A 24,292-nucleotide genomic window follows, 5' to 3' on the forward strand; every position below is an offset into this window, starting at 1 on the left:
TGCTCAAAAATCAAAAGTCGTCTTTGCGGCAGCTTGCCGCACCGGATAGAAGGGCCCCGCGAAACCAGTCTCACCAAGAAGTCAGGGAGAAAAACACGATGAAATCGCTCATGGCCGCAGCGGCGGCCAGCCTCGCACTTGCTGCCTCCGTCACCGCAGCCAACGCCCAGATCTCCGACGACGTCGTCAAGATCGGCGTGCTGACCGATATGTCGAGCCTCTACGCGGACGCTACCGGCAAGGGCTCGGTCGCCGCAGTCGAGATGGCGGTGGCCGATTACGGCGGCAAGGTGAAGGGCAAGCCGGTCGAGGTGATCGCGGCCGACCACCAGAACAAGCCGGACGTCGGCGTCAATATCGCGCGCAACTGGTACGACAACGACAAGGTCGATGCGATCCTCGACGTGCCGACCTCCTCGGTCGCGCTGCCGATCTCGGCGCTGACGCGCGATAAGAACAGGATCAACATCAACTCCGGCGGCGGCTCCTCCGACATCACCGGCCCGGCCTGCTCGCCCAACACGGTGCACTGGACCTACGACACCTACGCGCTGTCGAACGTCGCCGGCAAGGCGATGGTCAAGCGCGGCGAAGATACCTGGTTCTTCGTCACCGCCGACTACGCGTTCGGCCAGGCGCTGGAGCGTGACGCCGCCAACGTCGTCAAGGAGAGCGGCGGCAAGGTTCTCGGTGACGTGCGCCATCCGCTGAACTCGTCGGACTTCTCGTCCTTCCTGCTGCAGGCGCAGGCCTCCAAGGCCAAGGTCGTGGCGCTGGCGAATGCCGGCGGCGACACCACCAACGCGCTGAAGCAGGCCTCCGAGTTCGGCCTGACCCAGGGCGGGCAGAAGATGATCGCGCTGCTGCAGGAAATCACCGACACGCATTCGCTCGGCATCAAGGCGACCCAGGGCCTGATCGTCACCGACGCCTTCTATTGGGACATGAACGACGAGACCCGCGCCTTCTCGAAGCGCTTCTACGACAAGGTCGGTCACATGCCGACCATGATCCAGGCCGGGCTTTATTCGGCCACCATGCATTACCTGAAGGCGATCGAGGCCATCGGCACTGACGAGGCGCCGAAGGTGATGGCGCAGATGCGCGCCACGCCGATCAACGACTTCTTCGCCAAGAACGGCAAGATCCGGATCGACGGCCGCATGGTGCACGATATGTACCTGTTCGAGGTCAAGAAGCCCGAGGAATCCAAGGGCGAATGGGATCTCTATAAGCTGATCGCCACGGTGCCCGGCGACGAGGCGTTCCGCCCGCTCGACAAGGGCGGCTGCCCGCTGGTGAAGTAGCAACGAGCTTCGGACGTTCGTTGCTATTCGGCTTGAGCGCGGTTGGGCCTTGAGACCGAGCTCCGAGGATGTGGATCTCGATCCACGTCCTCTCCACTCTGAGGTCGGTTTGAAAGGCAACAAAGCGCGGCGAGGACTAACGCGTGATGAGATTAGGCTGACCTAGAGCGGCGGCGGTGCTTCACCTCTCCCTTGGGAGAGGTGGACAGAAGCCGCAGCGAGTCGATTCAACCTGAACTCATCTCGCTTTAGCGGCCGCGATGATGCGAGCCACGACGCGGCAGATGGATGATGCCGATACCGCTCTCCCGTGCCTGAAGCGCCTGCAGAACTTCCGGCGGCTCCAGGACCAGTTTCGCCGCGGGCGTCGGAGCGCCGTCGTTGAGCACGTCGCGATACGGATACTGTGCCTGAAATGCAGCCGGTTCGGAAATCGCTGGTTGAGCCGACACCGCCGTTGCCGTGACGGCTGCCAGCATCGTGGCCAGCGCGACGGTCTTGAACATCGTCCGGCCGACGCGGGACATTCTCGAGGTCATGGTCGCGCGCTCCCTGCGCTTCGCATCACACGCAATCGATCCGTTCGCGCGCCAGATGCATGCGCGGCAAGATCGGGCTCGGGAATCCTGATTAAATCTGCCGTGATATATTCGGGCGCACGGGCTCAATTGTTCGTGCGGCGTGCACAACCCGGCTGTCGAGCGAACAGCAAAACGCGCCCGGCGGCGCCGGGCGCGTCTTGCAATTCAGATGACGCGATCGCGCGTTACTCGGTCGAGTACTTGAACTCAGGCATCGCCTTCAGCTCGTCCTTGGACGCGTTGAAGACCGCGTGATCCGGATACCAGGGGTTCGGCTTCGACGTGGACGACGGCGCCGCGCCCGTCGTGGTGTTCGTCGACATCTTGTTGGTGCTGCCGGTGTTCGACGCACTGCCGCCGGCATTGGCGATCGGCTCGGTGACGAATTTCACCTTGTCGAGCGGCACCGCGACCAGATGCTCGCCGACGCCAAGGAAACCGCCGACGCCGATCACCACCGCCTTGATGGCACCACCCTTGTCCATCAACAGGTCGTTGATCGAGCCGACGCTTTCGTTGCTGTCGTTATAGACGCGGAGACCAACGACTTTGGACGCGCGCCAATCGCCCTGATACGAGGTCGACGATGTGCTCGCCGCAGGAGCCATGCCTGCCTTGTCGCTCTTCTCCGTCGGTGTTTGCGCGAAAGCAAGGCTCGCAAGCAACACGGTCCCGGCTACGCCGGCGACGATTGATCTGACTAGCATTGATGGGTTCTCCTCAATTCGCAGAATCGATCCGAGAAAAACCCGTCACATCAGCGAGCGTTCCTATTCAACCTGCGGTCAAAAGCCGCCCCAATAGGGAGGAACGCCGTAGAAGCGGTGCAACTCGGCTTCCTGCGAGCGGTCGCCCCAGTCGAAATCCTTGTCGGCACGGAACGACGGCGCGCGCTTCAGCTCCTCATCGTCGATATCGAGCTCGTAGGCCTCGAACTTCGGGTTGTAGTGCAGCCGGCCCCACGGCAACGGAATAAGATTGGTTCCGATGCCCAGAAAGCCGCCGAAGCTCAAGATCGCGTACGACACCTTGCCCGAGATCTTGTCGATCATCAGCCGCTCGATGTGACCGATCATGTCACCATTGGGTCGCCGTACCGCGGTCCCCTCGACGCGATCGCTTGCAATCAGTTGATGCGGCCTTGCCTTGGCCTCGACAGTCATCTCACCCTCCCCTGTGTAAAAATAATCAACGCGCCGTCGGAAATCGGGTTCCCGGAAGATATGGCAACCTTGCATCCCTTTTGTGCACTGCGTCGCGTGTGGGGCCATCCGCACCACAGGAGTTGATAGGCTTCTTCCCGTAACCGGACCCGATTTGCGAACTATGTTTTGGGCTGCCGCGACCGAAGCCGCTCCGTAAAACCTACCGCCGGAATTTCAATGCACTGCGCTTTGATGAAGGAACGATAACTTTCCAGCGCATCGCCGACCTGTTAACTGTGATTACCGGGCAAGATTTCAGAAACACACTGAAACAAAAATTCCTGCGCCGCCTTCCCCGAATCACGGACAAAAGAACGGTATGACTCAGGCTACGCCCAACATCCTTGTCGTCGAGGACGACCGCGAAACGCGGGCCCTCATCGCCAAATATCTCCGCACCAATTCCTGCAATGTGACGACCGCGTCCGACGGCCGCGAGATGGCCCGGGCGATGGCCGACCATCGGGTCGATCTGTTGATCCTCGACGTCATGCTGCCAGGCGAGGACGGCCTCAGCCTGTGCCGCAAGGTGCGCGCGGAATCGCAGATGCCGATCATCATGCTCACCGCGCGCGGCGAGGATGTCGATCGCATCCTTGGCCTCGAGATGGGCGCCGACGATTACCTGCCGAAGCCGTTCAATCCGCGCGAGCTGCTGGCACGGATCAACGCCGTGCTGCGCCGGCAGGCGGCGGCGCGCAATGCCAGCGCGATCGAGGGCGCGACCACGCTGTCGTTCCTTGGCTGGCGCATCGACATCCGTCTGCGCGAGCTGCGCAATCCCGACGGCGCCCGCGTCGCCATGACCAGCGCCGAGTTCGACCTGTTGCGGACGTTCTGCGAGCGGCCCGGCCGCGTGCTGTCACGTGACAGCCTGCTCGACCTGACGCAAGGCCGCAGCGCCGGCTCCTTCGAGCGCTCGATCGACGTGCTGGTGAGCCGCATCCGCCGCAAGATCGAACCCGACCCACAGGAAGCCACCATGATCAAGACGGTGCGCTCCGGCGGCTACATGTTCACTCCGAGGGTGGAGGCGGTCGCCGCCACCAGCAACTGACCATGAAACTGCTGCGTGTGCTGAGTCTGCGGGGAATCGGCGCGCAGATCGCGGCGCTGGTGGTCGTGTCGATCGTTGCGCTGCATCTCATCATCACCGCAAGCTTCCTGATCCATCGCCCGGACCAGCCGGAGCCGGCCGATCGCTGGCACACTCAACTCGCGGCCTCCGCGCAACTGCTGGGGCACGCCCCGCCGTCGGAGCGGCCACGGCTGAAGGAGGACATCGCGCGCGCCTTCCCGCAGCTTGGGATCAGCGACCTGCCCGCCGACACGGTCCCGTTGAGCGAGCCCGCGCCGGAGCTGCACGCGCTGCGCCGGCTCGGACCCAGCTATCGCGTCTTCACGCCGCCGCGCGAGGCCGGCGCGGCGCGTGACGGCGAGATCCGCCGGATCGGCATCCGTCTGCCCGACGGCAGCATGATCGCAGCGAACCTGGTGCCGGATCAGCACCTGCGGCCGTTCTGGGGCGGCCCGTGGATGATGACAGTGCTGTTCGCGGTCATCAGCGTCACCCTGCTCGGCCTGTGGGCAGCGTGGGCGCTCACGGCACCGCTGTCGTCCTTCGTCAAGGCGGCCGAGACGTTCAGTCTGAGCGGCGCCGCCGAACCGCTTCCCGAGCGCGGGCCCGAGGAGATCCGCTCGCTCGCCAAGGCGCTCAACCGGATGCGCGAGCGCATCACCGCCCTGATCGACGACCGCACCAAGATGCTGGCCGCGATCAGTCACGATCTCAGAACGCCGATCACGCGGATGCGGCTGCGCGCGGAATTCATCGAAGACGAGACCCATCGCCGTCGCATGCTGCGCGACCTCGACCAGATGCGCTCGATGCTGGAATCGGTGCTGTCGTTCCTGCGCAACGATCGCAAGCTGGAGGAGATGACGCTGGTCGACATCGCCAGCACGCTGCATCTCGTCACCGACCAGTTCGCCGATATGGGCCACAAGGTCACCTACGAGGGCCCGCAGCACGCAATGGCGATCGCACGGCCCGCCGACCTGCATCGCAGCATCACCAATCTGGTGGAGAACGCCGTGCGCTTCGGCGGCGAGGTTGCCGTCCGCCTTGCCGCCAACCCCGACGGCCTCACCATCGACATCGAGGACGATGGTCCCGGCATTTCGGATGCGCACAAAGCGAGCGTGCTGGAGCCGTTCGTGCGCGGTGACCATGCGCGCAACATGGACGAGGCCGAAGGCTTTGGCCTCGGCCTGTCGATCGCCAACGCCATCGTGCTCGCACATGGCGGCACGCTGTCGCTGCACGACCGAAAGCCGCACGGGCTTGTGGTCCGCATCCAGTTGCCTGTGCGGCAGCAGCCACCGCAGCCGGAGCCACGGAAGTCCGCGGCCTGATCAGGCTTATCCGCTTCAGGCTGCGAGCGGTGTGGTCAGTTGCTCAGGCTCGTAGATTGCGATCGCCTCGAAGCGGTAATTGCAGACGCGGCAATTCCACAGATAGGACGTGCGGCCTTCGCCGTGCTCGACCCAGTCCGGACGCGAGATCGGCTTGCCGCATTGTGCGCAGGGATTTTCGCGAGGCAAAGAGTCCTGACGGGCCATGGCGCATCTCCCTTTGTGATCGTTCTACTGCTTTTTGCGTGGACAATCGTGCTGACTTGGATCGCGGCACGCTGTCGGCAGGAATTCTAGACCCTTGTTGAATCATTTGCACGACAATCCGCCATGGGGCGTGCGGCAAAGCAGGTCCTGACAATTCGAAGCATCCCTCTCCCTGATTCCGGATCCGGCGCCCCCGGGAGAACACGGACAGCCACGACTTTCGCGGCTGCGAAGGTTTTGCCACATTCCTGCCCGCTCGCCGTACCAATCAGGACGCAGAAGACCGACGCACATTGAGGGCCCCCGGGCGATCCGACATGACAAAGCTGCAAATCCTTGCCTCGTTCGCCATAGTTGCGCTGCTGGGGTCCTGCGCGAGCGCGAATGCGCAATCGCGCGCGCAATATGAGGCGATGGTCGCCGCCGAGGCCCAGGCGAATCTGGTGCCGGAAGAGCTGGTGCATCGCGTCATCGTCCGCGAGAGCAAATACCATCCGCAGTTGATCGGGCGTGGCGGCACCATCGGGCTGATGCAGATCAAGCTCGGGACCGCTCGCGGCCTCGGCTACACCGGTACCGCCGCAGGCCTGCGCGACCCCGCGACCAACCTCAAATACGGCATCAAGTACCTCGCCGGCGCCTACCGTGCCGCCAATGGCGATCACGATCGAGCCGTGCGTTATTTCGCGGGCGGCTATTACTATGCCGCAAAGCGCCAGCGCATCGAGCATCTGAGAGAGGCGAAGTTTGCTGGCGAGAGTGCGCCGCCAAAGGCCCTCGCCCAGCAGGATCAGTTGGTCACCGAAGCCGCCGACGCGGGCGAGGAACAGGCTTCAAAATAAGGCCGATCGCGGTCGCGCGGTGTCGCGCACCAGGCCATTCGGCCGAGCCTTGAGCCTGCCGCTCTCCATACCAGCGCCGTCCTCATTCGCCACCGGACGCATCGCGCGCAGGATGCCCGCGGCACCACGGCGCGGTGTGGTTCCTGGCATAATGCGTTGACACACCCAGCCATCCGCCTACATTAGAGCCGTTCCGAGGGGTGCTCCGAGGAGGAGCTGAGATACCGCAAGCTTGGACTTGGCCAGTTGGCAGTCCGGGACCGCGGTGACCCTTTGAACCTGATCCGGGTCATGCCGGCGAAGGGACAGGGATGTACCAGACGTCAAGACCGCGGGGGGAGTCCCCCGTTTCCATTATCGGCGCAGGCATAGCAGGTGCCTGGCATGCGCTGTTGTTCGCAGAGGCCGGACACGCCGTCACCCTGCACGAGCGCAGTGACACTGCGATGACGGACTCCACGAGCCACTTCGCCGGCGGCATGCTGGCGCCGTGGTGCGAGGCCGAGGCCGCCGAGCCGGTGATCTCGCGGCTCGGTCTCCGCTCGCTCGGCCTATGGCGCGAGCATTTTCCACAAACCCCGTTCAACGGCTCGCTGGTGGTGGCACATCCGCGCGACCGCGCCGACTTCGAGCGCTTCGCCCGGCTCACCACCGGCCATCGCCGGCTGGATGCGCAACAGGTCGGCGCGCTCGAGCCGTCGCTCGAGGGCCGTTTCCGCGACGCCCTGTTCTATCCCGACGAGGGCCACGTCGAGCCGCGCCGCGTGCTGCCGCAGCTCCATGCCGCGATCGCCAGGGCCGGCGGCACCATCAAGTTTCGCAGTGACGCCAGTGATCTCGACGGCCTCGTGATCGATTGCCGCGGCCTTGCCGCGCGCGACCGCGAGCCGACCCTGCGCGGCGTCAAGGGCGAGATGATCATCATCGAGACCGCGGAGGTCGAGCTGGCGCGCCCGGTGCGGCTGATCCATCCCCGCTGGCCGCTCTACGTGATCCCGCGCGGCGACGGCCGCTTCATGCTGGGTGCGACCTCGATCGAGGCCGAGCACGGCGGCGTCAGCGTGCGCTCGGCGCTCGAGCTGTTGGGCGCGGCCTATGCGGTGCATCCGGCCTTCGCCGAGGCGCGCATCGTCGAATTCGGCGCGGGGCTACGCCCGGCCTTTCCGGACAATCTGCCGAAAATCAGGATCGAGCAGGAACGCATCACGGTGAACGGACTCTACCGTCACGGCTTCCTGCTGGCGCCCGCGCTGGCCGAGCTGACGCTCGCTTATGTCGCGCGCGGCGAAATCGACAACGAGGTGATGCAATGCGCGTGATCGTCAACGGCGAGCAGCGGGAGATCAACGCGGCGAGCGTCGGCGCGCTGCTGACCGAGCTCGACTATGAGGGCACCCATTTCGCGATCGCGCTGAACTACGACGTGGTGCCGAAGAGCCGCTGGGCCGAGACCGCGCTGAAAGCCGGCGACGAGATCGAGATCATCACGCCGCGGCAGGGAGGGTGATGTGAGATCTTGTACGAACTCCATCCACGTGTCGTCCCGGCGAAAGCCGGGACCCATAACCTCAGACCTTCGTGGGTGCGAAGGTCGTCACCCCGTGTGCCTCACTGAAGGGCCGCGGCGTATGGGTCCCGGCTTTCGCCGGGATGACGAGTTGAGTGTGTGGCTGAGAGCAGAGAGACACTGACACAATGGTCACCTTCTACGGCAAATCCTTCACCTCCCGCCTGTTGATCGGCACGGCGCTCTACCCCTCGCCTGTGATCATGCAGAATGCGATCCGGGCCTCCGGCGCCAACATCGTCACGGTGTCACTGCGGCGCGAGGCAGCCGGCGGCAAGACCGGCGATGCGTTCTGGTCGCTGATCCGCGAGCTCGGCGTCACCGTGCTGCCGAACACCGCGGGCTGCCGCAGCGTGCGCGAAGCGGTGACGACCGCGAAGCTCGCGCGCGAATTGTTCGATACCCCCTGGATCAAGCTTGAAGTGATCGCCGATAACGACACGCTGCAGCCCGACGTCGTCGGCCTGGTCGAGGCCGCCGGCATCCTCATCAAGGACGGTTTTGAGGTCTTCCCCTACTGCACCGAGGATCTTTCGGTCGCCTCGCGCCTGGTCGATGCCGGCTGCAAGGTGGTGATGCCGTGGGCCGCGCCGATCGGCAGCGCCAAGGGCATCATCAACCGCGACGCCTTGAGGCTGCTGCGCGACCGCCTGCCCGACATCACGCTGGTGGTCGACGCCGGTCTCGGCGCGCCATCGCACGCGGCCGAGGCGCTCGAGCTCGGCTTTGATGCCGTGCTGCTCAACACCGCCGTCGCCAAGGCCGCCGATCCGGTCGGCATGGCCAACGCCTTCCGCCTCGGCGTCGAGGCCGGCCGCACCGCCTACGAGGCCGGGCTGATGGAAGCCCGCGACTTCGCCTCCCCCTCCACCCCTGTCGTTGGGACTCCGTTCTGGCATGCCGTATCCTGATAAATTCTATCCCGTCGTCGACAACATCAAGTGGGTCGAGCGGCTCACAAAGCTCGGCGTCGGCACCATCCAGCTCCGCGCCAAGGAGCTCGACGACGGCCAGGCGCTGCAGATCGTCAGCGACGCGCTGGCGGTGACCAAGGGCACGGGCACAAAGCTCGTCGTCAACGACTACTGGCGCGCGGCGATCGTCGCCGGTGCCGAGCATCTGCATCTCGGCCAGGAAGACCTTGCCGACGCCGATCTCGCCGAGATCCGTAAAGCAAAGCTCACGCTCGGCATCTCCACCCATGACGACGACGAACTTGCCACCGCGCTTGCCGCCAAGCCCGACTACGTCGCGCTCGGCCCGATCTTCTTCACCACGCTGAAGTCGATGCGCTTCGAGCCGCAGGGCATTCCGAAGATCACTGAGTGGAAGAAACGGATCGGCACCATCCCCCTTGTCGCAATCGGCGGCATCAAGTTCGAGCACGCGGCCGAGATCTTCGCCGCCGGCGCCGACTCGATCGCCGTCGTCTCCGATGTCACCCAGAACGCCGACCCCGACGCGCGGGTTCGGCAGTGGCTCGGCCTCAGCGCGGAGGCCGCGTGATGCGCACGTTCACCCCGCACACTCTGCCGTCATCGCTCGGCTCGACCGGGCGATCCAGTACGCCGCGGCGTTTCCGTGTCAAACGGCAGCCTCTGGAATACTGGATCCCCGCTTTCGCGGGGATGACAGCGATACTCATCTCTCGCGCAGCGATGCCAACGAATTAAAACGGAGGATCCCTCATGAACATCCGCTCCAATCCCGACACCACGCTTCCCGCCGTCACGACCGGTCCGCTGCCCGCCTCGCGCAAGATCTTCGCGACGCCGGAGGCCGCGCCCGATCTGCGCGTGCCGCTGCGGGAGATCATCCTCTCGGAAGCGGCCGGTGAACCGAACCTGCCGGTCTATGACACTTCGGGCCCCTACACCGATCCCGCGGTCACGATCGACGTGAACGCCGGTCTGCCGCGCAATCGTCTCGCCTGGGTCAAGGAACGCGGCGGCGTCGAGGAATATGAGGGCCGCGAAATCAGGCCGGAGGACAACGGCAATGTCGGCGCCGCGCATGCCGCGAAGGCCTTCACCGCGCATCACAAGCCGTTGCGCGGGCTCGACGGCCACAAGATCACCCAGCTCGAATTCGCCCGCGCCGGCATCATCACCAAGGAGATGATCTACGTCGCCGAGCGCGAGAATCTCGGCCGCAAGCAACAGCTCGAGCGCGCCGAAGCCGCCCTTGCCGACGGCGAAAGCTTCGGCGCGTCGGTACCGGCCTTCATCACGCCGGAGTTCGTCCGCTCCGAGATCGCGCGCGGCCGCGCCATTATCCCGAGCAACATCAACCATGCCGAGCTCGAGCCGATGATCATCGGCCGCAACTTCCTGACCAAGATCAACGCCAATATCGGCAACTCGGCGGTGACCTCGTCGGTCGAGGAAGAGGTCGACAAGATGGTGTGGGCGATCCGCTGGGGCGCCGACACCGTGATGGACCTCTCGACCGGGCGCAACATCCACACCACCCGCGAATGGATCCTGCGCAACTCGCCGGTGCCGATCGGCACCGTGCCGATCTACCAGGCGCTAGAGAAGTGCAACGGCGATCCCGTGCAGCTCACCTGGGAGCTCTACAAGGACACGCTGATCGAGCAGTGCGAGCAGGGTGTCGACTACTTCACGATCCACGCCGGCGTGCGCCTGCCCTACATCCACCTCACCGCCAACCGCGTCACCGGCATCGTGTCGCGCGGCGGCTCGATCATGGCGAAGTGGTGCCTGGCGCATCACAAGGAGAGCTTCCTCTACACCCATTTCGACGAGATCTGCGACATCATGCGCAAGTATGACGTCTCGTTCTCGCTCGGCGACGGCCTGCGCCCCGGCTCGATCGCCGACGCCAACGATCGCGCGCAGTTCGCCGAGCTGGAGACCTTGGGCGAGCTCACCAAGATCGCCTGGGACAAGGGCTGTCAGGTCATGATCGAGGGCCCCGGCCACGTGCCGATGCACAAGATCAAGATCAACATGGACAAGCAGCTCAAGGAGTGCGGCGAGGCGCCGTTCTACACCTTGGGGCCCCTGACCACCGACATCGCGCCGGGCTATGACCACATCACCTCAGGGATTGGCGCCGCGATGATCGGCTGGTTCGGCTGCGCCATGCTCTGCTACGTCACGCCGAAGGAGCATCTCGGCCTGCCCGACCGCAACGACGTCAAGACCGGCGTCATCACCTACAAGATCGCAGCCCACGCCGCCGATCTCGCCAAGGGCCACCCCGCGGCGCAGCTCCGCGACGATGCATTGAGCCGCGCCCGCTTCGACTTCCGCTGGGAGGACCAGTTCAACCTCGGCCTCGATCCGGAAACCGCGCGCAACTTCCACGACGAGACCCTGCCGAAGGAAGCTCACAAGGTCGCGCATTTCTGCTCGATGTGCGGCCCGAAGTTCTGCTCGATGAAGATCACCCAGGACGTCCGCGACTACGCCGCGACGCTCAACGACAAGGAACAGGGCATGGCGCAGATGAGCGCCAAGTTCAAGGAAATGGGAAGCGACGTGTATCTGGATGCGGAGAAGGTGAGGGAGAGCAATCGGGTGTTGTGAGGGCTCGCCCTCCCCACGCGTCATGCCCGGGCTTGACCCGGGCATCCATCAGAGACGAAGAGGCCGGGCGAAAGCCCGGCTTTCTTTGTGAAGAGGAACGACATCCCTGATCGCCCATCCAGTCTCACATCGACGAAAAGAATTAATAGGCTGCTCTGATCAACCGCCGCGCAAATCAAACTACCTCTTTCGCCCACTGTAGTATTTCAACGGCCATTCTGTAGGTGGGAACACCTCGTGAAAATCCGCATCGAAATTCTCAATCAAGCGATTAAGAAGACCTATCAACCGATGAGCATTGGCTTGGCTCTCTCGAATCAGTATGCCCGCCCTCGCGTCTTGATCACCACTTTCGCGAACGTATCGATCATCCGCGACACCTCCGTTGTGCTCGTAGATGTGCCGCCTGTGCATCATCAGCTTCGCAAACGACAGCTCGTCAGCCATCCCGCGCAATAGATCAATGTCAAACATGGACTTAAGCGAAGCGATTGATGATGATTGCAGATCGTGAAAGACAAGCCTCTCGAGTTCAATTTTACGATTCCGCTTCATCGGGACTCTCTTCGCAAGTTGAACGGAGAAATCTCGACAACAGGCGTCAAACTCAGACACCGCGGACCTCACGGTATCGGCGGGACCGATCTGGTGACTATTCAACCTTTCTCGCAACGCTGAAAAGGACGCTTTCAGGAACTGTCCGTTGTTGCGCCAAGCGCAGGAAGCACAATATCCGTAGCGGCCTCTGATATCGTTAAACTCACCGCAGTGATCGCATCTATATCGGGTCTGCTGTGTTTCGCTCACATAGTAGTATTCTGGTTTTGGTTGCCCCTCATCCATAGCGGCGATGGCGTCCATGTTGATCACGAACTCTCGCTGGGTGCCCGGAGCCATTTCGGCCTCAATGCCATTTAGCAAGGTGTCGATATAGTGCCTAACGTAGCTCAGTTGAGCTGGAGTAAGGAAGCGGAAGGCGTTTGTTTGAAGACCACAGTAGGGGCAGGTGAGTGGGTACACCGCCGGATGGTGGCCGTTACGAAAATATCCTCCGCACCGCGGGCATTGATGCCCCCAACACTGACGTGAGTCTGATCCGAGAAACACGACGAGCCAGCCAGCTTGCGGTTGGGGCTTAAACTCCTGTCCGATTCCTCCCATCTGAAGATCTGAAACGGGAATTCCGTGCGGTGCTAGCGCGTAGATCCCAATCCAGGCGGCAGGAGTTGGGCGATCGTGTGTAATACTCTGACTCAAACTTCGGGCGCCATCTGCCTCACACTTGATATGAAATGTGACTCGCCCACCTGAATGAGCGATTTCCTGAAAATCGTCGTACTCTGTCATAACCTCTTCTCTTGATCGGCTTTGCCGGTCCAGGTTGGTCAATAGCAAGCGTGGCCCGGACGAGCGAAGCGACATCCGAGGCCGCATCCGTCTCGCACATCGCCGTGCTCATGCGGGCCACGCTGACGCGCCAGTCGCCGCGGTTTGCACGTTCGCGGCCGTCCCTGCACCAAACTCAATCTCCGCATACCCCTTAGCCGCCACGCCGTTGATGATCCCGAGAAACTTCGGCGTGCCACCGTTGTAGACGAAATACCGCACCGTCCCCTCTTCGTGGCCGGGCACGTTGGAATTGTAGCCGGTGAACCAGCCCTTGGCTTTGCGCATCAGCATGATCTCGTACATCTTGACGACATGCGCGGTCCAGCGCTGCTGCGCTTCGAGCGTAGCATCGGCGCGCGTGTAGCCACGGCCCCACATGTATTGCAGCAGGTTGGTGCACCAGTTGACGCCGTTCTCGATGCCGCGCGGGAAGTTCGTGGACGCAGAGGCGCTTTGCGGCCCCGTGGGCATCAACAGGTTCGGGAAGCCGTGCACGAGCATGCCGAGGAAGGTGGACGGCGCGTGCTTCCACTTGTCCGCCAGCTTCGCGCCGCCGATGCCGGTGATGTCGATCAGGTCATAGGCGCCGGTGATGGCGTCGAAGCCGGTGGCGTAGACGATGATGTCGAACTCATAGTCGCGCGCGGTGGTGCGCAGGCCAGTCTCAGTGACGCGCAATAGCGGCGTCTCGCTGAGATCAACGAGATGCACGTTGTCGCGGTTGTAGACCTCGAAATAGTTCGTCTCCAGCGGCAGGCGCTGCACGCCGAAGCCGTGATCTTTCGGGATCAGCTTTTCGGCGATCTTGGGATCCCGGACGCGCTGGCGGATGCGGCCGGCGATATATTCGGACAGTTCGGCATTGGCGGCTTCGTCCATGAAGATCTCGCGGAAGTTCGCCAGCCAGATGCCGAAACCGGGCTCGTCGTAGAGCTTGTCCCACAGCGCAAGGCGCTCCTCGCGGCTCACCTCGTAGAAGCCGCGCTTGTCCGGTCCGTGCAGGAAGCTGCCCGGCGTCAACGCGCAGGCGGCGAAGATCTCGTCATAGCGGGCGCGGATATCGGCCATTTCTGCTTCCGAGATCGCGCTGTTGTTGAGCGGCGCGCTCCAGTTCGGCCGGCGCTGGAACACCGTGAGTTCGCCGACCTTGTCCGCGATCTCGCCGATCAACTGAATGCCGGTGGCGCCGGTGCCGATCACGGCCACTCTCTTGCCAGCGAGATCGACCGGCTCGTGCGGCCAGTAATAGGTATGGAACGAGCGGCCCTTGAAGTCGTCGATGCCGTCCACCCGCGGCATGGTCGGCGCGGACAATAGCCCGATCGCGAGCACCACGAAGCGACAGGTCAGTTCGCGGCCGTCACTGATCCTGAGCTGCCAGAGGTCGCGCGCCTCGTCGAAAACCATCGTCTCGACCTTGCAGTCGAACTGCATGTGCCGGCGCAGGTCAAACTTGTCGACGACGTAGTTGAGGTAGCGCAGATTTTCGGGCTGACCGGAAAAGCGCTCCTTCCAATGCCACTCGTCGAGCAGCTCGCGCGAGAACGAGAAGCCGTAGGTATAGCTCTCGGAATCGAAGCGGCAGCCGGGATAGCGGTTCCAGTACCAGGTGCCGCCGAGATCGGGCGCGGCTTCGAGCACGGTGGCGTCGATGCCGAGATCGACCAGCCGCTTGATCTGATAGATGCCGGCGACGCCGGCGCCGACGACGATCACCTCGTAATGAGTCTTGTCGTGATGTGTCTTGGCCGCTCCCGTCATTTTCAGCTCCCGCAATTCTTCTTGATCTATTTCGATCGATTACAGACCCTTTTGCCTGATCAGGCAATCGCCATGCGGGCGGGCGCAACTTGCGTTGAGACGCTACGTCAGGGATTTATATCCGCCCCGCATAGCGCTACGCTCATGCGGGCTACGATCGCGTACACTTTGTCAGGAGCATCATGACCGACACTCTCACCGGCATCTGGGACGGCAGCTATGTTCAGCCGGGCGCCGGCGTGGTCACGTTTCTGGCGACGCTGATCGAGACCGGCGGCGCGCTTGGCGGCAGCGTGACCGAACCCTGCATGACGCCGGCTTGCCCGATCAGCACCCACAATGCTTCGATTGCGGGCCATCGCTCCGGCAGCGCGGTCTCGTTCGTCAAGCGCTATGAACCATCCGGCTACGGCTACGACACCGTGCACTACGACGGCGCGGTCAATGCCGAGGCGACCGAGATCGACGGGCGCTGGAAGATAGCAGGCACCTCGTTCTCGGGAACGTTCCTGATGGTGCGGGCGACCAGGCCGGCAGAGTCGGTCACATCAGACGAACGGATCAAGGAGCCGGCGCTTTAGCGCGCAGCAACACAGATTCGGAATCGACCATGGCCAAACGAAGTGCCGGTCTGCTGATGTTTCGTCGCGCGCGCGGTGGCCCCGAAGTCCTGCTCGTGCATCACGGCGGCCCGTTCTGGGCGAAGAAAGACGATGGTGCCTGGTCGATCCCGAAGGGCCTCTACGAAGACGGCGAGGATCCGCTTGTTGCCGCGAAGCGGGAGTTCGAGGAGGAAACAGGACAGCGGCCGACCGGCTCGTTCATCGAGCTCGGGGTCTTCAAGCAACCAGGCGGCAAGTACGTCAGCGCGTGGGCGGTCGAAGGCGAGTTCGACCTGGCCATGTTCAAGAGCAACACCTTCGCGATGGAATGGCCGCCAAGGTCGGGGCGCCTTGCGGAATTCCCGGAGGCGGACCGCGCCGGCTGGTTTCCGGTCAAGGACGCATTCCGCAAGGTGACGAAGGGCCAGCTCGCCATTCTGAGGGGCCTGCTCGACAGGCTCGGACTGTCCGAAGACGATTTAGCGTGATGTCCGACCACGTCTCCCATCGCCTGCCCGACCAGCTCCGCGCCGACCTGCGCCTCGTCTTCGTCGGCACCGCGGCCAGCGCGCGCTCGGCCGCGGTCGGGCATTACTACGCCCATCCCGGCAACCGCTTCTGGCGGGCGCTGCATGAGGCCGCCATCACGCCACGGCGCTATCGGCCGGACGAGTTCGCGGCATTGCTCGCGCTCGGGATCGGCTTCACCGATCTCTGCAAGACCGGCGCGGGGATGGATCACGAGATCGCCAAACAGTCGTTCGACGTCATCGGCTTCAGGGCGAAGATCGAAACATTCCGTCCGAAAACCATCGCCTTCACCAGCAAGACAGCGGCGAGCCTGTTTTATCAGCGGCCGACCAGCGCGATCGCGCTCGGCCGGCAGCCGCCAACGCGCGGATTTCCCGACGTGTTCGTGCTGCCGTCTCCATCAGGCGCGGCGTCCGGATATTGGACGTTGCAGCCGTGGCGCGAGTTGGCCGAGTGGATCAAGGCGCCACTGGCCTAGCCCGGATGGGTTCTACTGCGTAGCAAACCTTGTACCCCTCATGGTGAGGAGCGCGGAACGCGCGTCTCTGGACGATGCTGCGCATCGCCAGGCGAACCATGAGGCCCATCCGTGGCCTACATCCTTCGAGACGCCCGCTTCGCGGTCTCCTCAGGATGAGGACACACAACATCTATGACGCAGTGAGACTAACCCACCCGACGTGCGAGTTGCTACTCCTTCAACGTGATCGCAAGCCCGCTGAGGTCGACATTGGCCATCAGTCCGACCTGCTTGCCGCCCAATTCCAGGACCGCGCCGTTCTGGTTGGTCAGCACGATGCCGCGCACGCCGGCGCCGAGCGCAACGCCCATGCCCGCCGCGGCATAGACGCCGGCGATATCCTGAGCCCGGCGGATATTGCGGACCCGTCCCTGCAACGTCGTCTGCGAACCGCCGAAGACCAGGCCATAGTCCAGCCCGCCGGCCGTGAGTCCGTAGGTCTTGCCGTGGAAGGTCATGACGCCCTTGCCGACTGAGCCGCCGAAGATCCAGCCGCCCTTGAAGATGACTAGCGTCACGGCCGCCTCGTCAGCCCGGGCGGCGGACGATCCGGTGAGCAGCGCCAGCGCGAACAGCACGGCGCGGGCGGCGGATGACAATCTCATGGGGAATTCTCCGAGCGATGTGGGGGAGGCAGATCGAATCTGCGCCAATGTAGCCGACTGATGGCACCGTTGAAATGCCCGCAGGGCATGCCGGATAGCGCTTGTCCCAGCTATTGCCGGGCCTGTCATCCGATTGGACGAGCACATTGGTGCGGTGACTGACCGGTTCGGACCGCGCTCTCACGAGAACGATCGCAGCACCGGCTGATATGCCTTCAAGCTGACGTCATAGCCGCTCTCCCACGGGAAGTGTCCATTGATATCCGGCCAGACCATCTGCAGGATCGGAAACGGCCGCCGCGTGGCGCCGTAGAACCAGAGCGCCGTTCCGAAATAGGGCCGATAAGCGCTGCCCGGCACGCGGGCGAAGCATAGCCGGCGGTCGACCAGCAGATCGTCGCACACATCGCCGTCAGTATAGATGCGGCCAGCCGCCGCTCGGCCACGAACTTCGTTGATGACGTTGGCCGCGTCCCGCCGGTCGAGCCCGAAGATCGCAAGCTCAGCCTGGGCGAAGTTGAGATAAAGGCCGACCGAGAACGCATATTCCGGCTGGTTTCCGTCGGAGAGGACCTGCATGATGTGACATCCATGGGTGCGAACGTCGCGGAGGATCTTCTCGTCCGCCTCGCTCTCGGCGAGCGGCCATTGGAATTGGTCCTGCATCAGCGTCCCCTTGAATGACCCACAAGGCGGGCCGAGCGTAGTTAGCTCCATGCCATTCCGCAATTGATGGAGCATCGAACCTGCTCCCGCCGGCCGCTCGTTCAATTTGGCTTTGTCATCCGCAGGCAGGGCGCGGTATCCTCGCCGGCGCGCGATAGCTGTCCGACCGCTTCGCAAAGGTCTCACCGAGGACCCGCCACCATGCACAACTTCACACCCGTATCCGGCTTCCTCGGCGGCGCGCTGATCGGGCTCGCCGCGGCGCTGCTGATGCTGCTGACCGGGCGGATCGCCGGTGTCACCGGCATCGTCGGCGGCGCGCTGCAGGGCAGCTCCGACGACCGCGGCTGGCGTATCGCGTTCGTCGCGGGCCTGATCGCGGCGCCTTTGATTGCAGCATTGTTCGGCGCGCCGCTGCCGCGGCCCACCATGAATGCGAGCCTGGCGGTGATCGCGATCGCGGGCCTGCTGGTCGGATTCGGCACGCGGATAGGCAATGGCTGCACCTCCGGCCACGGCGTCTGCGGTTTCGCGCGGCTGTCGGTGCGCTCGATCGCGGCGACTTGCATCTTCATGCTGACAGCGATCGTAACCGTGGCGATCGTCAGGCACGGACTCGGAGGCTAGCGATGCAGATTGTCGCCAGTTTGGTCTGCGGGCTGATCTTCGGTGCAGGTCTCCTGATCTCGGGCATGACCGATCCGCAGAAGGTGCTCGGCTTTCTCGACATCTTCGGCGCCTGGGATGCGACGCTCGCCTTCGTGATGGCGGGCGCGGTTGCGGTCACGGCGGCCGGCTTTGCGATCGCGCGGCGCCGGAGTGCGCCCACCCTCTCCGCCCGCTTCCTCTGGCCCGACCGCAATGACATCGACGCGCCGCTGGTTGGAGGTGCCGTGCTGTTCGGCATCGGCTGGGGTCTTGTCGGCATCTGCCCCGGGCCGGCACTAGTCAACCTCGCCGGCCTCTCGCTGCCGATCGTGGTGTTCGTCGTGGCGATGATTTTGGGCATGATCGGCCACGCGTTCTGGGGCCGGCGCGCCACAGCGCCTCATGCCCTGCAAAACCCAGTCCTTCCCTCACGCGCAGACGGGTGACACCATGACAGCGATCAAACACTTTCCTCCCCCACCAGGCATCAAGGCGCCGCCGCTCTCGTTCGGCGCCCGCGTTGGCGATTTGCTGTTCATCTCAGGTATTCCCGGCTTCGATGCCAATGGAGATTTGCCCGATGGCTTCGAAGCGCAGTTCGCCAACGTCGTCACCAATTTCAAACGCGTGCTGGATGATGCCGGCGCCACGATGCGCGATCTGGTCAAGGTCAACGTGCTGCTGACGCGCACCTCCGACGTCGCGACGATGAACGCGCTCTATGCCGGCGCCTTCGGTCCCCCGCCTTACCCTGCGCGCACCACCTGTGTGGTGGTCGCATTGCCCAACCCGAAGATGCTGATCGAGATCGAGGGCGTGGCGTCGGTGACAGGGTGAGGGCACAATCACTGAGTTGCCCGACGTGGCAAGCTCCTCGCAATGGGTGCGATCGGCATCCGGCCCTCTGCTCTCAGAGCGGCGAAACGAGAAGCAAGACACGGGCAAATCATGTCGCGAGAATGCAAAGCTGTATCCACAACCACTTCTGTCATCGCCCGGCTTGACCGGGCGACCCAGTACGCCGCGGCCTCTCGGCTCATGCACCGGCGTCTCTGGAATACTGGATCACCCGCTTTCGCGGGTGATGACACCGAGTGGGCTGTTCGTTCCGATGAATCGAGAAAGCCATGCGCGCCTTCACTCGCGCCTCAGAACAACGACCCCTGCCCGTCGTCCTCGCGCGCGGGGGCCTTGCGCGGCGCTGTTTTCTTTGGTGGCGGGGCGTCCTCGGCGGCGATTTCGTCCGCGGTCATCGGCAGCGTCAGTTGCGCGTCATCGTTGGCAAAGCCGTTCACGCGCGTCGTCACCCGGTGCCAGTCGAACTCGCCGATCTCGGGGGCTTTCAGCATCGGCATCACGGCATCGACGTCGTTGGCGCGGCAATCGAGCCAGCGCTCGAACGCGTCGGGCGCAATCGTGACGGGCACGCGGTGATGCAGGCTCGCCAGGTCGCGGCTGGCCGGCGCGGTGACGATCGCGACGGTGTCCTGCTCCTCGCCGTTCGGGCCCATCCAGGTCTCGGTCAGCGCAGCGAACGCGATCGGATGGCCGTCGCGGCGATGAATGAAGAACGGCCGCTTGCGGCCGCCGGCATCCTGCCATTCGTAATAGCCGTCGGCCGGGATCAGCGCGCGGCGTCGCAGCAGCGCGTTCTTGAACGCCGGCTTGTCGCGCACCGTCTCGGAGCGGGCGTTGATCAGAAGCGAGAAGGTGCGCGGGTCCTTGACCCAGGACGGGATCAGGCCCCAGCGCATCAATTGAAAATGCCGGCCGCCATTGTCCAGGATCACCACCGGGATCGGCTGGGTCGGCGCAACATTATACCGCGGCGGAAAATTCGGCTGCTCGATATAGCCGAAGATCTGCCGCAATGCCGCCGGCGGCGAGGTGATCACGAAGCGTCCGCACATATCCCGTCCAGAGTGGTATTCATTTATCGCCCTTTAACCCGGACCGCCGAAGACTGCGAGCGATGACCTCAACGGCCGCCATAGCGAGGCCCGCCCCGCGACCGACGCACCCCGACGAGGCGCGCGCCGCGCAGTTGCGCGCCGCCAACATCAATCCCCGCACCGGGCTTGCGACCGACTACCTCAATCACTTCAACGAAGCCATCATGCTGCTGGAGATGATTCCGGACATGCCGGAATGCGCCAGCGATTTCCTGGAATGGCGGCCGCTGTCCTATGCCGAGCATTTCACCGCGTCCGGCTTCAAGGCGCGCGATCTCGCGATCGAGGCCTATCAGATGGCAGATAGCGAGATCCGCACCGAATTCGACCACCTCACCGCCAGCATGACGCGGATCCTGCTCGAGGTCGGCACCGCGATGCGGCAGTTGCAACAGGACAAGAGCCGGATCGCGCTCGCCGAGCAGGCGATCGTCTGGGTCAAGCCGCTGGTGATGCTGACCGCCGGCGTCATCAACGGCGCCGCCGAGGCCGATGTCGACAGCATCATGGCGAGCGGCTGATTTATCGGGCATGATGACATTTCTATTTGAGCATGATCTCCGCGCAAACGCTCCGCGTTTGTCGCGGGGAAATCCGGCTGCCACTTTTCCGGATCATGCTCCAGAAACCGGTTGCCGATTGCTTTGACCTCTCCAGAACCCCCGATCCGTCCTCAGCTCGCCGTCTCCGCCGCCATCTTCCGCGACGGCAAGGTGCTGCTGGTGCGCCGTGCCCGCTCTCCCGGCAAGGGCTTCTATTCCCTGCCTGGCGGCCGGGTCGAATTCGGGGAGTCCCTGCACACCGCCCTGCACCGCGAGGTCGACGAGGAAACCGGCCTGCGCGTCGAGATCGTGGGGCTGGCCGGCTGGCGCGAGGTGCTGCCGACCGGCCCCGGCGCCGGGCACTATCTGATCATGACCTTCGCAGCGCGCTGGGCCGGCCAGGAACCGGTGCTCAACGACGAGCATGATGATTTCAAATGGCTGCGGCCGGAGGAGATCGGCGACCTCAAGGTCACCGGCGGGCTCCATGAGGTGATCGCGGCGGCCAAGGGGCTGGTTTGAGGCCGGATTTGGGGCCTTCAGCGCCTTGCCTCGGGCGCATTGCGGGGGCATACCACGGGCCATTCCGGAACTCTTGATGCGCAAAGCTTGTCTCGCCGTTTTGATCCTGCTGTCGGCATGCCTGGTAACGCCAGCCCGGGCGGAGGACGCGGCTGCGCCGTTCGACGGCGACCTGCAGCGGCTGGCGGAGATTCTCGGTACCCTGCACTATCTGCGCGGCATCTGCGGTGCCAACGACGGCGGCAAGTGGCGCAACGAGATGCAGGCGCTAATCGACGCGGAGACCCCCTCGGGCGACCGCCGCGCCCGTATGATCGCGGGCTTCAACCGCGGCTATAACGGCTTCCAGCAGACCTACCGCACCTGCACGCCCGCCGCGGCGGTGGCGATCCGCCGCTATATCGAGGAGGGGTCGAAGATCTCGCGCGACCTGACGGCCCGCTATGCCAACTGATGGCGCGATCTTCTTCGATCTCGACGGCACGCTGACCGACCCGAAGCCGGGCATCACCGGCTCGATCCAGTATGCGTTGCGTAAGCTGGGCCGCCCGGTTCCCTCGCAGGATGAGCTGACTTGGTGCATCGGGCCGCCGTTGCGAGCCAGCTTCGCGACGCTGCTCGGCGGCGAGGAACGCGCCGACCAGGCGGTTGCGCTGTACCGCGAGCGGTTCGGCGATGTCGGGCTGTTCGAGAACGCCGTCTATCCCGATATCGCGCAGGTGCTGGCCAGGCTCCGGCAGGGACCGCGCCGGATGTTCGTGGCGACCAGCAAGCCGCATGTGTTCGCGACGCGAATCATCGCGCACTTCGGGCTGTCGGGCTATTTCGACCACGTGTTCGGGTCCGAGTTCGACGGCACCCGCGTCAACAAGGTCGATCTGCTCGCCTATGCGCTGGAGCAGACCGGGGCGGATCCGGCGCAGGCTGTGATGATCGGCGACCGCAGCCACGATGTGATCGGGGCGAAAAGAAACGGCATCCGCGCGGTCGGCGTCACCTACGGCTACGGCACGGCTGAGGAGCTGATCGAGGCCGGCGCCAGCCACCTTTGCGCCTCGCCGCGCGCGGTGCTGGATCATACCCACAGCTCATTTGGCTGAAGCGCGGCCGATAGCCGGAATTCCCCCTCAAATGCCGAAACCGGCGTTAACCTTTCTTAAAGATATCGGCTAGGCGGTACCCGCATGCGTGCTACACCTCGCCTGTGTCGCCGTGGTTCGCTTCCGGACCGCGCACCAATTTTGATGAGTTTCATGCGCCATCCAGCGTCCTTCTCCCTTCACCACGATCAGCGGCCCGATCACGAGCAGAAGCAGGCCGCGCTGGGCTACCTGAACGAGGCCTGGGCGGAAGCGCGTCATGACGGCGTCGACGGCGACTGCCTGGCGCAGGCGAGCCTGTTCGCGGCGCTGGCCGAGCTCGTCTCCACCTATGGCGAGGACGCGGTGGCCAAGTACGCCGAAGGGCTCGCCGCGCGGGTGCGCAACGGCGAGTTCTCGCTCACGCTCGCCCGGCAGTAAACCAACTACGGCTTCAGCGTCTCGAGGAACCGCACCGGCTCGCCGGTCGACGGTGCCGTCAGTTCGCCCTGCCACATCACGCGCTTGCCGCGCACGAAGGTGCCGACCGGCCAGCCCTGCACCCGCACGCCGTCATAGGGCGTCCAGCCCGCGCGCGAGGCGACCCATTTGTCGGTGATGGTCTCGCTGCGCTTGAGGTCGACGACCGTGAAGTCGGCGTCATAGCCCGCCGCGATGCGGCCCTTACAAGCAATGTTGAACAGCCGTGCGGGACCGGCGCTGGTGAGATCGACGAACCGCGCCAGCGACAGCCGGCCGGCGTTGACGTGGTCGAGCATGATCGGCACCAGCGTCTGCACGCCGGTCATGCCCGAGGGCGAAGCGGGATAGGTCTTCGCCTTCTCCTCCAGCGTGTGCGGTGCGTGGTCCGAGCCGAGCACGTCGATGATGCCCTGCTCGATGCCGGACCAGATGCCGGCGCGATGATCGGCCGAGCGCACCGGCGGGTTCATCTGGGCGCGGGTGCCGAGCCGTTCGTAGCAGTCCGGCGCGGCCATCGTAAGGTGGTGCGGCGTCGCCTCGCAGGACGCGACGTCCTTGTGGTCGCGCAGATACTCGATCTCCTGCTTGGTCGAGATGTGCAGCACGTGGATGCGCTTGCCGGCCTCGCGCGCGAGCTTGACCAGCCGCTCGGTCGCCATCAGCGCCGCGGTCTCATCGCGCCACAGCGGATGCGAGCGCGGGTCGCCCTCGACGCGCAGCGGCTTGCGCTCGTTGAGGCGGTATTCGTCCTCGGCGTGGAACGAGGCGCGGCGCCGGATCACGTGGAAGATCCGCCGCAGGCTCTCGTCGTCCTCGACCAGCAGCGCGCCGGTGGAGGAGCCGATGAACACCTTGACGCCGGCGCAGCCCGGCGCGCGCTCGAGCTCCGGCAGATCCTGCACGTTCTCGCGGGTGCCGCCGATGAAGAACGCGAAATCGCAATGCATGCGGTGGCGGCCGCGCCTGACCTTGTCGGTGAAGTTAGCCTCGGTCACCGTCAGCGGGTCGGTGTTCGGCATCTCGAACACGGCGGTGACGCCGCCCATCACGGCGCTGCGCGATCCCGTCTCCAGGTCTTCCTTGTGGGTCTGGCCGGGCTCGCGGAAATGCACCTGGGTGTCGATCACGCCGGGCAGGATGTGCAGGCCTTTGCAGTCAATGACCTCGCCGGCGGAGGCCTGGCCGAGCGAGCCGATCGCGGCGATGCGGCCGTCGGCGATGCCGATATCGCGCACGCCCTCGCCATCCTGATTGACCACGGTGCCGGATTTTAGAATGGTATCAAAACGCTGATTCATCGGTCCTCGACGCCCG

Annotated in this window: 30 protein-coding genes and 1 riboswitch; of the genes, 20 read left to right on the forward strand and 10 right to left on the reverse strand. The window is 64.2% G+C overall.

Features of this window, described 5'->3' with window-relative positions; translation table 11 throughout:
- Window positions 1–98: 98 nt before the first annotated feature.
- Entirely contained in the window at window positions 99–1,307 is a 1,209-nt protein-coding gene (locus P6U25_RS28185; RefSeq protein WP_407148025.1) for an ABC transporter substrate-binding protein, read from the forward strand.
- 248 nt (window positions 1,308–1,555) lie between these two features.
- Here the strand turns inward: P6U25_RS28185 and P6U25_RS28190 are convergent, their stop codons facing one another.
- The 3 genes from P6U25_RS28190 to P6U25_RS28200 all read right to left on the reverse strand — a co-directional run bounded on the left by P6U25_RS28190 (window position 1,556) and on the right by P6U25_RS28200 (window position 3,051).
- Window positions 1,556–1,813: a hypothetical protein gene (locus tag P6U25_RS28190; RefSeq protein ID WP_407148026.1), complete on the reverse strand. Its 258-nt coding sequence runs from the start codon at window positions 1,811–1,813 to the stop codon at window positions 1,556–1,558.
- Window positions 1,814–2,073: 260 nt separating this feature from the next.
- The gene (locus tag P6U25_RS28195) at window positions 2,074–2,595 is read right to left on the reverse strand and encodes a PRC-barrel domain-containing protein (RefSeq protein WP_407148027.1); all 522 of its coding nucleotides are present in this window, start codon (window positions 2,593–2,595) and stop codon (window positions 2,074–2,076) included.
- Window positions 2,596–2,673: 78 nt separating this feature from the next.
- Window positions 2,674–3,051 carry a PRC-barrel domain-containing protein gene (locus P6U25_RS28200; protein ID WP_407148028.1) on the reverse strand — a complete coding sequence of 126 codons (378 nt, stop codon included), beginning with the start codon at window positions 3,049–3,051 and terminating at the stop codon, window positions 2,674–2,676.
- Window positions 3,052–3,412: 361 nt separating this feature from the next.
- Between P6U25_RS28200 and P6U25_RS28205 the strand changes: the two genes are divergently transcribed.
- Window positions 3,413–4,150: a response regulator gene (locus P6U25_RS28205; RefSeq protein WP_407148029.1), complete on the forward strand. Its 738-nt coding sequence runs from the start codon at window positions 3,413–3,415 to the stop codon at window positions 4,148–4,150.
- Window positions 4,151–4,152: 2 nt separating this feature from the next.
- Complete coding sequence (locus P6U25_RS28210) at window positions 4,153–5,508, forward strand: ATP-binding protein (protein WP_407148030.1); 1,356 nt, start codon at window positions 4,153–4,155, stop codon at window positions 5,506–5,508.
- Between the two features lie 15 nt (window positions 5,509–5,523).
- Here P6U25_RS28210 and P6U25_RS28215 read toward each other — a convergent pair whose 3' ends face one another.
- A complete protein-coding gene (locus P6U25_RS28215; RefSeq protein ID WP_407148032.1) occupies window positions 5,524–5,715 on the reverse strand; it encodes a hypothetical protein in 192 nt (63 codons plus the stop codon).
- A 317-nt stretch (window positions 5,716–6,032) separates the two neighbouring features.
- On the opposite strand from P6U25_RS28215, the gene P6U25_RS28220 reads away from it, so the two are divergent.
- The 6 genes from P6U25_RS28220 to thiC all read left to right on the forward strand — a co-directional run bounded on the left by P6U25_RS28220 (window position 6,033) and on the right by thiC (window position 11,678).
- On the forward strand, window positions 6,033–6,557 hold the full coding sequence (locus P6U25_RS28220; RefSeq protein WP_407148033.1) for a transglycosylase SLT domain-containing protein: 525 nt from the start codon (window positions 6,033–6,035) through the stop codon (window positions 6,555–6,557).
- 186 nt (window positions 6,558–6,743) lie between these two features.
- Window positions 6,744–6,881: riboswitch (TPP riboswitch) on the forward strand.
- A complete protein-coding gene (locus tag P6U25_RS28225; RefSeq protein WP_407148034.1) occupies window positions 6,869–7,876 on the forward strand; it encodes an FAD-dependent oxidoreductase in 1,008 nt (335 codons plus the stop codon). (Overlaps the previous riboswitch by 13 nt.)
- Window positions 7,867–8,064 (forward strand): sulfur carrier protein ThiS, encoded by a 198-nt coding sequence (thiS, locus tag P6U25_RS28230; protein WP_280976265.1) that lies wholly within the window; start codon window positions 7,867–7,869, stop codon window positions 8,062–8,064. The genes P6U25_RS28225 and thiS overlap by 10 nt, the downstream gene beginning before the upstream one ends.
- Window positions 8,065–8,252: 188 nt before the next feature.
- Window positions 8,253–9,035 carry a thiazole synthase gene (locus P6U25_RS28235; RefSeq protein ID WP_407148035.1) on the forward strand — a complete coding sequence of 261 codons (783 nt, stop codon included), beginning with the start codon at window positions 8,253–8,255 and terminating at the stop codon, window positions 9,033–9,035.
- Entirely contained in the window at window positions 9,022–9,630 is a 609-nt protein-coding gene (locus P6U25_RS28240) for a thiamine phosphate synthase (RefSeq protein ID WP_407148036.1), read from the forward strand. Before P6U25_RS28235 ends, P6U25_RS28240 begins: the two co-directional genes overlap by 14 nt.
- 182 nt (window positions 9,631–9,812) lie before the next feature.
- Window positions 9,813–11,678 (forward strand): phosphomethylpyrimidine synthase ThiC, encoded by a 1,866-nt coding sequence (thiC, locus tag P6U25_RS28245; protein WP_407148037.1) that lies wholly within the window; start codon window positions 9,813–9,815, stop codon window positions 11,676–11,678.
- Between the two features lie 180 nt (window positions 11,679–11,858).
- On the opposite strand, the gene P6U25_RS28250 is transcribed toward thiC, so the two are convergent.
- Both P6U25_RS28250 and P6U25_RS28255 read right to left on the reverse strand, forming a co-directional pair.
- Complete coding sequence (locus P6U25_RS28250; RefSeq protein WP_407148038.1) at window positions 11,859–13,025, reverse strand: hypothetical protein; 1,167 nt, start codon at window positions 13,023–13,025, stop codon at window positions 11,859–11,861.
- Between the two features lie 108 nt (window positions 13,026–13,133).
- Entirely contained in the window at window positions 13,134–14,828 is a 1,695-nt protein-coding gene (locus tag P6U25_RS28255) for a flavin-containing monooxygenase (protein WP_407148039.1), read from the reverse strand.
- A 182-nt stretch (window positions 14,829–15,010) separates the two neighbouring features.
- Here P6U25_RS28255 and P6U25_RS28260 point away from each other — a divergent pair, with 182 nt between their 5' ends.
- The 3 genes from P6U25_RS28260 to P6U25_RS28270 are packed head-to-tail and all read left to right on the forward strand — an operon-like array spanning window position 15,011 to window position 16,439.
- Entirely contained in the window at window positions 15,011–15,409 is a 399-nt protein-coding gene (locus P6U25_RS28260) for a hypothetical protein (RefSeq protein WP_407148040.1), read from the forward strand.
- A gap of 29 nt (window positions 15,410–15,438) precedes the next feature.
- Window positions 15,439–15,918 (forward strand): NUDIX domain-containing protein, encoded by a 480-nt coding sequence (locus P6U25_RS28265; RefSeq protein WP_407148042.1) that lies wholly within the window; start codon window positions 15,439–15,441, stop codon window positions 15,916–15,918.
- Window positions 15,918–16,439: a mismatch-specific DNA-glycosylase gene (locus P6U25_RS28270; RefSeq protein WP_407148043.1), complete on the forward strand. Its 522-nt coding sequence runs from the start codon at window positions 15,918–15,920 to the stop codon at window positions 16,437–16,439. Before P6U25_RS28265 ends, P6U25_RS28270 begins: the two co-directional genes overlap by 1 nt.
- A 212-nt stretch (window positions 16,440–16,651) precedes the next feature.
- On the opposite strand, the gene P6U25_RS28275 is transcribed toward P6U25_RS28270, so the two are convergent.
- Together P6U25_RS28275 and P6U25_RS28280 are read right to left on the reverse strand one after the other, a co-directional pair.
- Complete coding sequence (locus P6U25_RS28275) at window positions 16,652–17,086, reverse strand: hypothetical protein (protein WP_407148044.1); 435 nt, start codon at window positions 17,084–17,086, stop codon at window positions 16,652–16,654.
- Between the two features lie 180 nt (window positions 17,087–17,266).
- Window positions 17,267–17,752 carry a DUF4262 domain-containing protein gene (locus tag P6U25_RS28280; RefSeq protein WP_407148045.1) on the reverse strand — a complete coding sequence of 162 codons (486 nt, stop codon included), beginning with the start codon at window positions 17,750–17,752 and terminating at the stop codon, window positions 17,267–17,269.
- A 201-nt stretch (window positions 17,753–17,953) separates the two neighbouring features.
- On the opposite strand from P6U25_RS28280, the gene P6U25_RS28285 reads away from it, so the two are divergent.
- The 3 genes from P6U25_RS28285 to P6U25_RS28295 are packed head-to-tail and all read left to right on the forward strand — an operon-like array spanning window position 17,954 to window position 19,237.
- Complete coding sequence (locus P6U25_RS28285; RefSeq protein ID WP_407148046.1) at window positions 17,954–18,379, forward strand: YeeE/YedE family protein; 426 nt, start codon at window positions 17,954–17,956, stop codon at window positions 18,377–18,379.
- A gap of 2 nt (window positions 18,380–18,381) precedes the next feature.
- Window positions 18,382–18,846, forward strand: coding sequence for a DUF6691 family protein (locus P6U25_RS28290; protein ID WP_407148047.1), 465 nt, complete (start codon window positions 18,382–18,384; stop codon window positions 18,844–18,846).
- A 4-nt stretch (window positions 18,847–18,850) separates the two neighbouring features.
- Window positions 18,851–19,237, forward strand: coding sequence for a RidA family protein (locus P6U25_RS28295; RefSeq protein WP_407148048.1), 387 nt, complete (start codon window positions 18,851–18,853; stop codon window positions 19,235–19,237).
- A gap of 311 nt (window positions 19,238–19,548) precedes the next feature.
- On the opposite strand, the gene P6U25_RS28300 is transcribed toward P6U25_RS28295, so the two are convergent.
- Window positions 19,549–20,310 (reverse strand): SOS response-associated peptidase, encoded by a 762-nt coding sequence (locus tag P6U25_RS28300; RefSeq protein WP_407148049.1) that lies wholly within the window; start codon window positions 20,308–20,310, stop codon window positions 19,549–19,551.
- A gap of 62 nt (window positions 20,311–20,372) precedes the next feature.
- Between P6U25_RS28300 and P6U25_RS28305 the strand changes: the two genes are divergently transcribed.
- From P6U25_RS28305 to P6U25_RS28325, 5 genes are all read left to right on the forward strand, one after another.
- Window positions 20,373–20,873, forward strand: coding sequence for a hypothetical protein (locus P6U25_RS28305; protein WP_407148050.1), 501 nt, complete (start codon window positions 20,373–20,375; stop codon window positions 20,871–20,873).
- 123 nt (window positions 20,874–20,996) lie between these two features.
- Entirely contained in the window at window positions 20,997–21,416 is a 420-nt protein-coding gene (locus P6U25_RS28310) for an NUDIX hydrolase (RefSeq protein ID WP_407148051.1), read from the forward strand.
- Between the two features lie 76 nt (window positions 21,417–21,492).
- Window positions 21,493–21,870 (forward strand): TIGR02301 family protein, encoded by a 378-nt coding sequence (locus tag P6U25_RS28315; RefSeq protein WP_407148053.1) that lies wholly within the window; start codon window positions 21,493–21,495, stop codon window positions 21,868–21,870.
- Window positions 21,860–22,516 carry an HAD family hydrolase gene (locus tag P6U25_RS28320; protein ID WP_407148054.1) on the forward strand — a complete coding sequence of 219 codons (657 nt, stop codon included), beginning with the start codon at window positions 21,860–21,862 and terminating at the stop codon, window positions 22,514–22,516. The genes P6U25_RS28315 and P6U25_RS28320 overlap by 11 nt, the downstream gene beginning before the upstream one ends.
- Before the next feature lie 153 nt (window positions 22,517–22,669).
- Complete coding sequence (locus P6U25_RS28325; protein ID WP_407148055.1) at window positions 22,670–22,936, forward strand: hypothetical protein; 267 nt, start codon at window positions 22,670–22,672, stop codon at window positions 22,934–22,936.
- 5 nt (window positions 22,937–22,941) lie between these two features.
- Here P6U25_RS28325 and P6U25_RS28330 read toward each other — a convergent pair whose 3' ends face one another.
- Window positions 22,942–24,276 carry a dihydroorotase gene (locus P6U25_RS28330; RefSeq protein ID WP_407148056.1) on the reverse strand — a complete coding sequence of 445 codons (1,335 nt, stop codon included), beginning with the start codon at window positions 24,274–24,276 and terminating at the stop codon, window positions 22,942–22,944.
- Window positions 24,277–24,292: the final 16 nt, after the last annotated feature.

Origin of the sequence: Bradyrhizobium sp. ORS 86, from assembly GCF_045571475.1 — a bacterium.
In the GTDB taxonomy this organism is placed as follows: domain Bacteria; phylum Pseudomonadota; class Alphaproteobacteria; order Rhizobiales; family Xanthobacteraceae; genus Bradyrhizobium.

Coding starts and splice junctions, on each gene's coding strand:
- P6U25_RS28185 (WP_407148025.1), top strand. CDS start 99: ATGAAATCGCTCATGGCCGCAGCGGCGGCCAGCCTCGCACTTGCTGCC.
- P6U25_RS28190 (WP_407148026.1), bottom strand. CDS start 1,813: ATGTTCAAGACCGTCGCGCTGGCCACGATGCTGGCAGCCGTCACGGCA.
- P6U25_RS28195 (WP_407148027.1), bottom strand. CDS start 2,595: ATGCTAGTCAGATCAATCGTCGCCGGCGTAGCCGGGACCGTGTTGCTT.
- P6U25_RS28200 (WP_407148028.1), bottom strand. CDS start 3,051: ATGACTGTCGAGGCCAAGGCAAGGCCGCATCAACTGATTGCAAGCGAT.
- P6U25_RS28205 (WP_407148029.1), top strand. CDS start 3,413: ATGACTCAGGCTACGCCCAACATCCTTGTCGTCGAGGACGACCGCGAA.
- P6U25_RS28210 (WP_407148030.1), top strand. CDS start 4,153: ATGAAACTGCTGCGTGTGCTGAGTCTGCGGGGAATCGGCGCGCAGATC.
- P6U25_RS28215 (WP_407148032.1), bottom strand. CDS start 5,715: ATGGCCCGTCAGGACTCTTTGCCTCGCGAAAATCCCTGCGCACAATGC.
- P6U25_RS28220 (WP_407148033.1), top strand. CDS start 6,033: ATGACAAAGCTGCAAATCCTTGCCTCGTTCGCCATAGTTGCGCTGCTG.
- P6U25_RS28225 (WP_407148034.1), top strand. CDS start 6,869: ATGTACCAGACGTCAAGACCGCGGGGGGAGTCCCCCGTTTCCATTATC.
- thiS (WP_280976265.1), top strand. CDS start 7,867: ATGCGCGTGATCGTCAACGGCGAGCAGCGGGAGATCAACGCGGCGAGC.
- P6U25_RS28235 (WP_407148035.1), top strand. CDS start 8,253: ATGGTCACCTTCTACGGCAAATCCTTCACCTCCCGCCTGTTGATCGGC.
- P6U25_RS28240 (WP_407148036.1), top strand. CDS start 9,022: ATGCCGTATCCTGATAAATTCTATCCCGTCGTCGACAACATCAAGTGG.
- thiC (WP_407148037.1), top strand. CDS start 9,813: ATGAACATCCGCTCCAATCCCGACACCACGCTTCCCGCCGTCACGACC.
- P6U25_RS28250 (WP_407148038.1), bottom strand. CDS start 13,025: ATGACAGAGTACGACGATTTTCAGGAAATCGCTCATTCAGGTGGGCGA.
- P6U25_RS28255 (WP_407148039.1), bottom strand. CDS start 14,828: ATGACGGGAGCGGCCAAGACACATCACGACAAGACTCATTACGAGGTG.
- P6U25_RS28260 (WP_407148040.1), top strand. CDS start 15,011: ATGACCGACACTCTCACCGGCATCTGGGACGGCAGCTATGTTCAGCCG.
- P6U25_RS28265 (WP_407148042.1), top strand. CDS start 15,439: ATGGCCAAACGAAGTGCCGGTCTGCTGATGTTTCGTCGCGCGCGCGGT.
- P6U25_RS28270 (WP_407148043.1), top strand. CDS start 15,918: ATGTCCGACCACGTCTCCCATCGCCTGCCCGACCAGCTCCGCGCCGAC.
- P6U25_RS28275 (WP_407148044.1), bottom strand. CDS start 17,086: ATGAGATTGTCATCCGCCGCCCGCGCCGTGCTGTTCGCGCTGGCGCTG.
- P6U25_RS28280 (WP_407148045.1), bottom strand. CDS start 17,752: ATGCAGGACCAATTCCAATGGCCGCTCGCCGAGAGCGAGGCGGACGAG.
- P6U25_RS28285 (WP_407148046.1), top strand. CDS start 17,954: ATGCACAACTTCACACCCGTATCCGGCTTCCTCGGCGGCGCGCTGATC.
- P6U25_RS28290 (WP_407148047.1), top strand. CDS start 18,382: ATGCAGATTGTCGCCAGTTTGGTCTGCGGGCTGATCTTCGGTGCAGGT.
- P6U25_RS28295 (WP_407148048.1), top strand. CDS start 18,851: ATGACAGCGATCAAACACTTTCCTCCCCCACCAGGCATCAAGGCGCCG.
- P6U25_RS28300 (WP_407148049.1), bottom strand. CDS start 20,310: ATGTGCGGACGCTTCGTGATCACCTCGCCGCCGGCGGCATTGCGGCAG.
- P6U25_RS28305 (WP_407148050.1), top strand. CDS start 20,373: ATGACCTCAACGGCCGCCATAGCGAGGCCCGCCCCGCGACCGACGCAC.
- P6U25_RS28315 (WP_407148053.1), top strand. CDS start 21,493: ATGCGCAAAGCTTGTCTCGCCGTTTTGATCCTGCTGTCGGCATGCCTG.
- P6U25_RS28320 (WP_407148054.1), top strand. CDS start 21,860: ATGCCAACTGATGGCGCGATCTTCTTCGATCTCGACGGCACGCTGACC.
- P6U25_RS28325 (WP_407148055.1), top strand. CDS start 22,670: ATGCGCCATCCAGCGTCCTTCTCCCTTCACCACGATCAGCGGCCCGAT.
- P6U25_RS28330 (WP_407148056.1), bottom strand. CDS start 24,276: ATGAATCAGCGTTTTGATACCATTCTAAAATCCGGCACCGTGGTCAAT.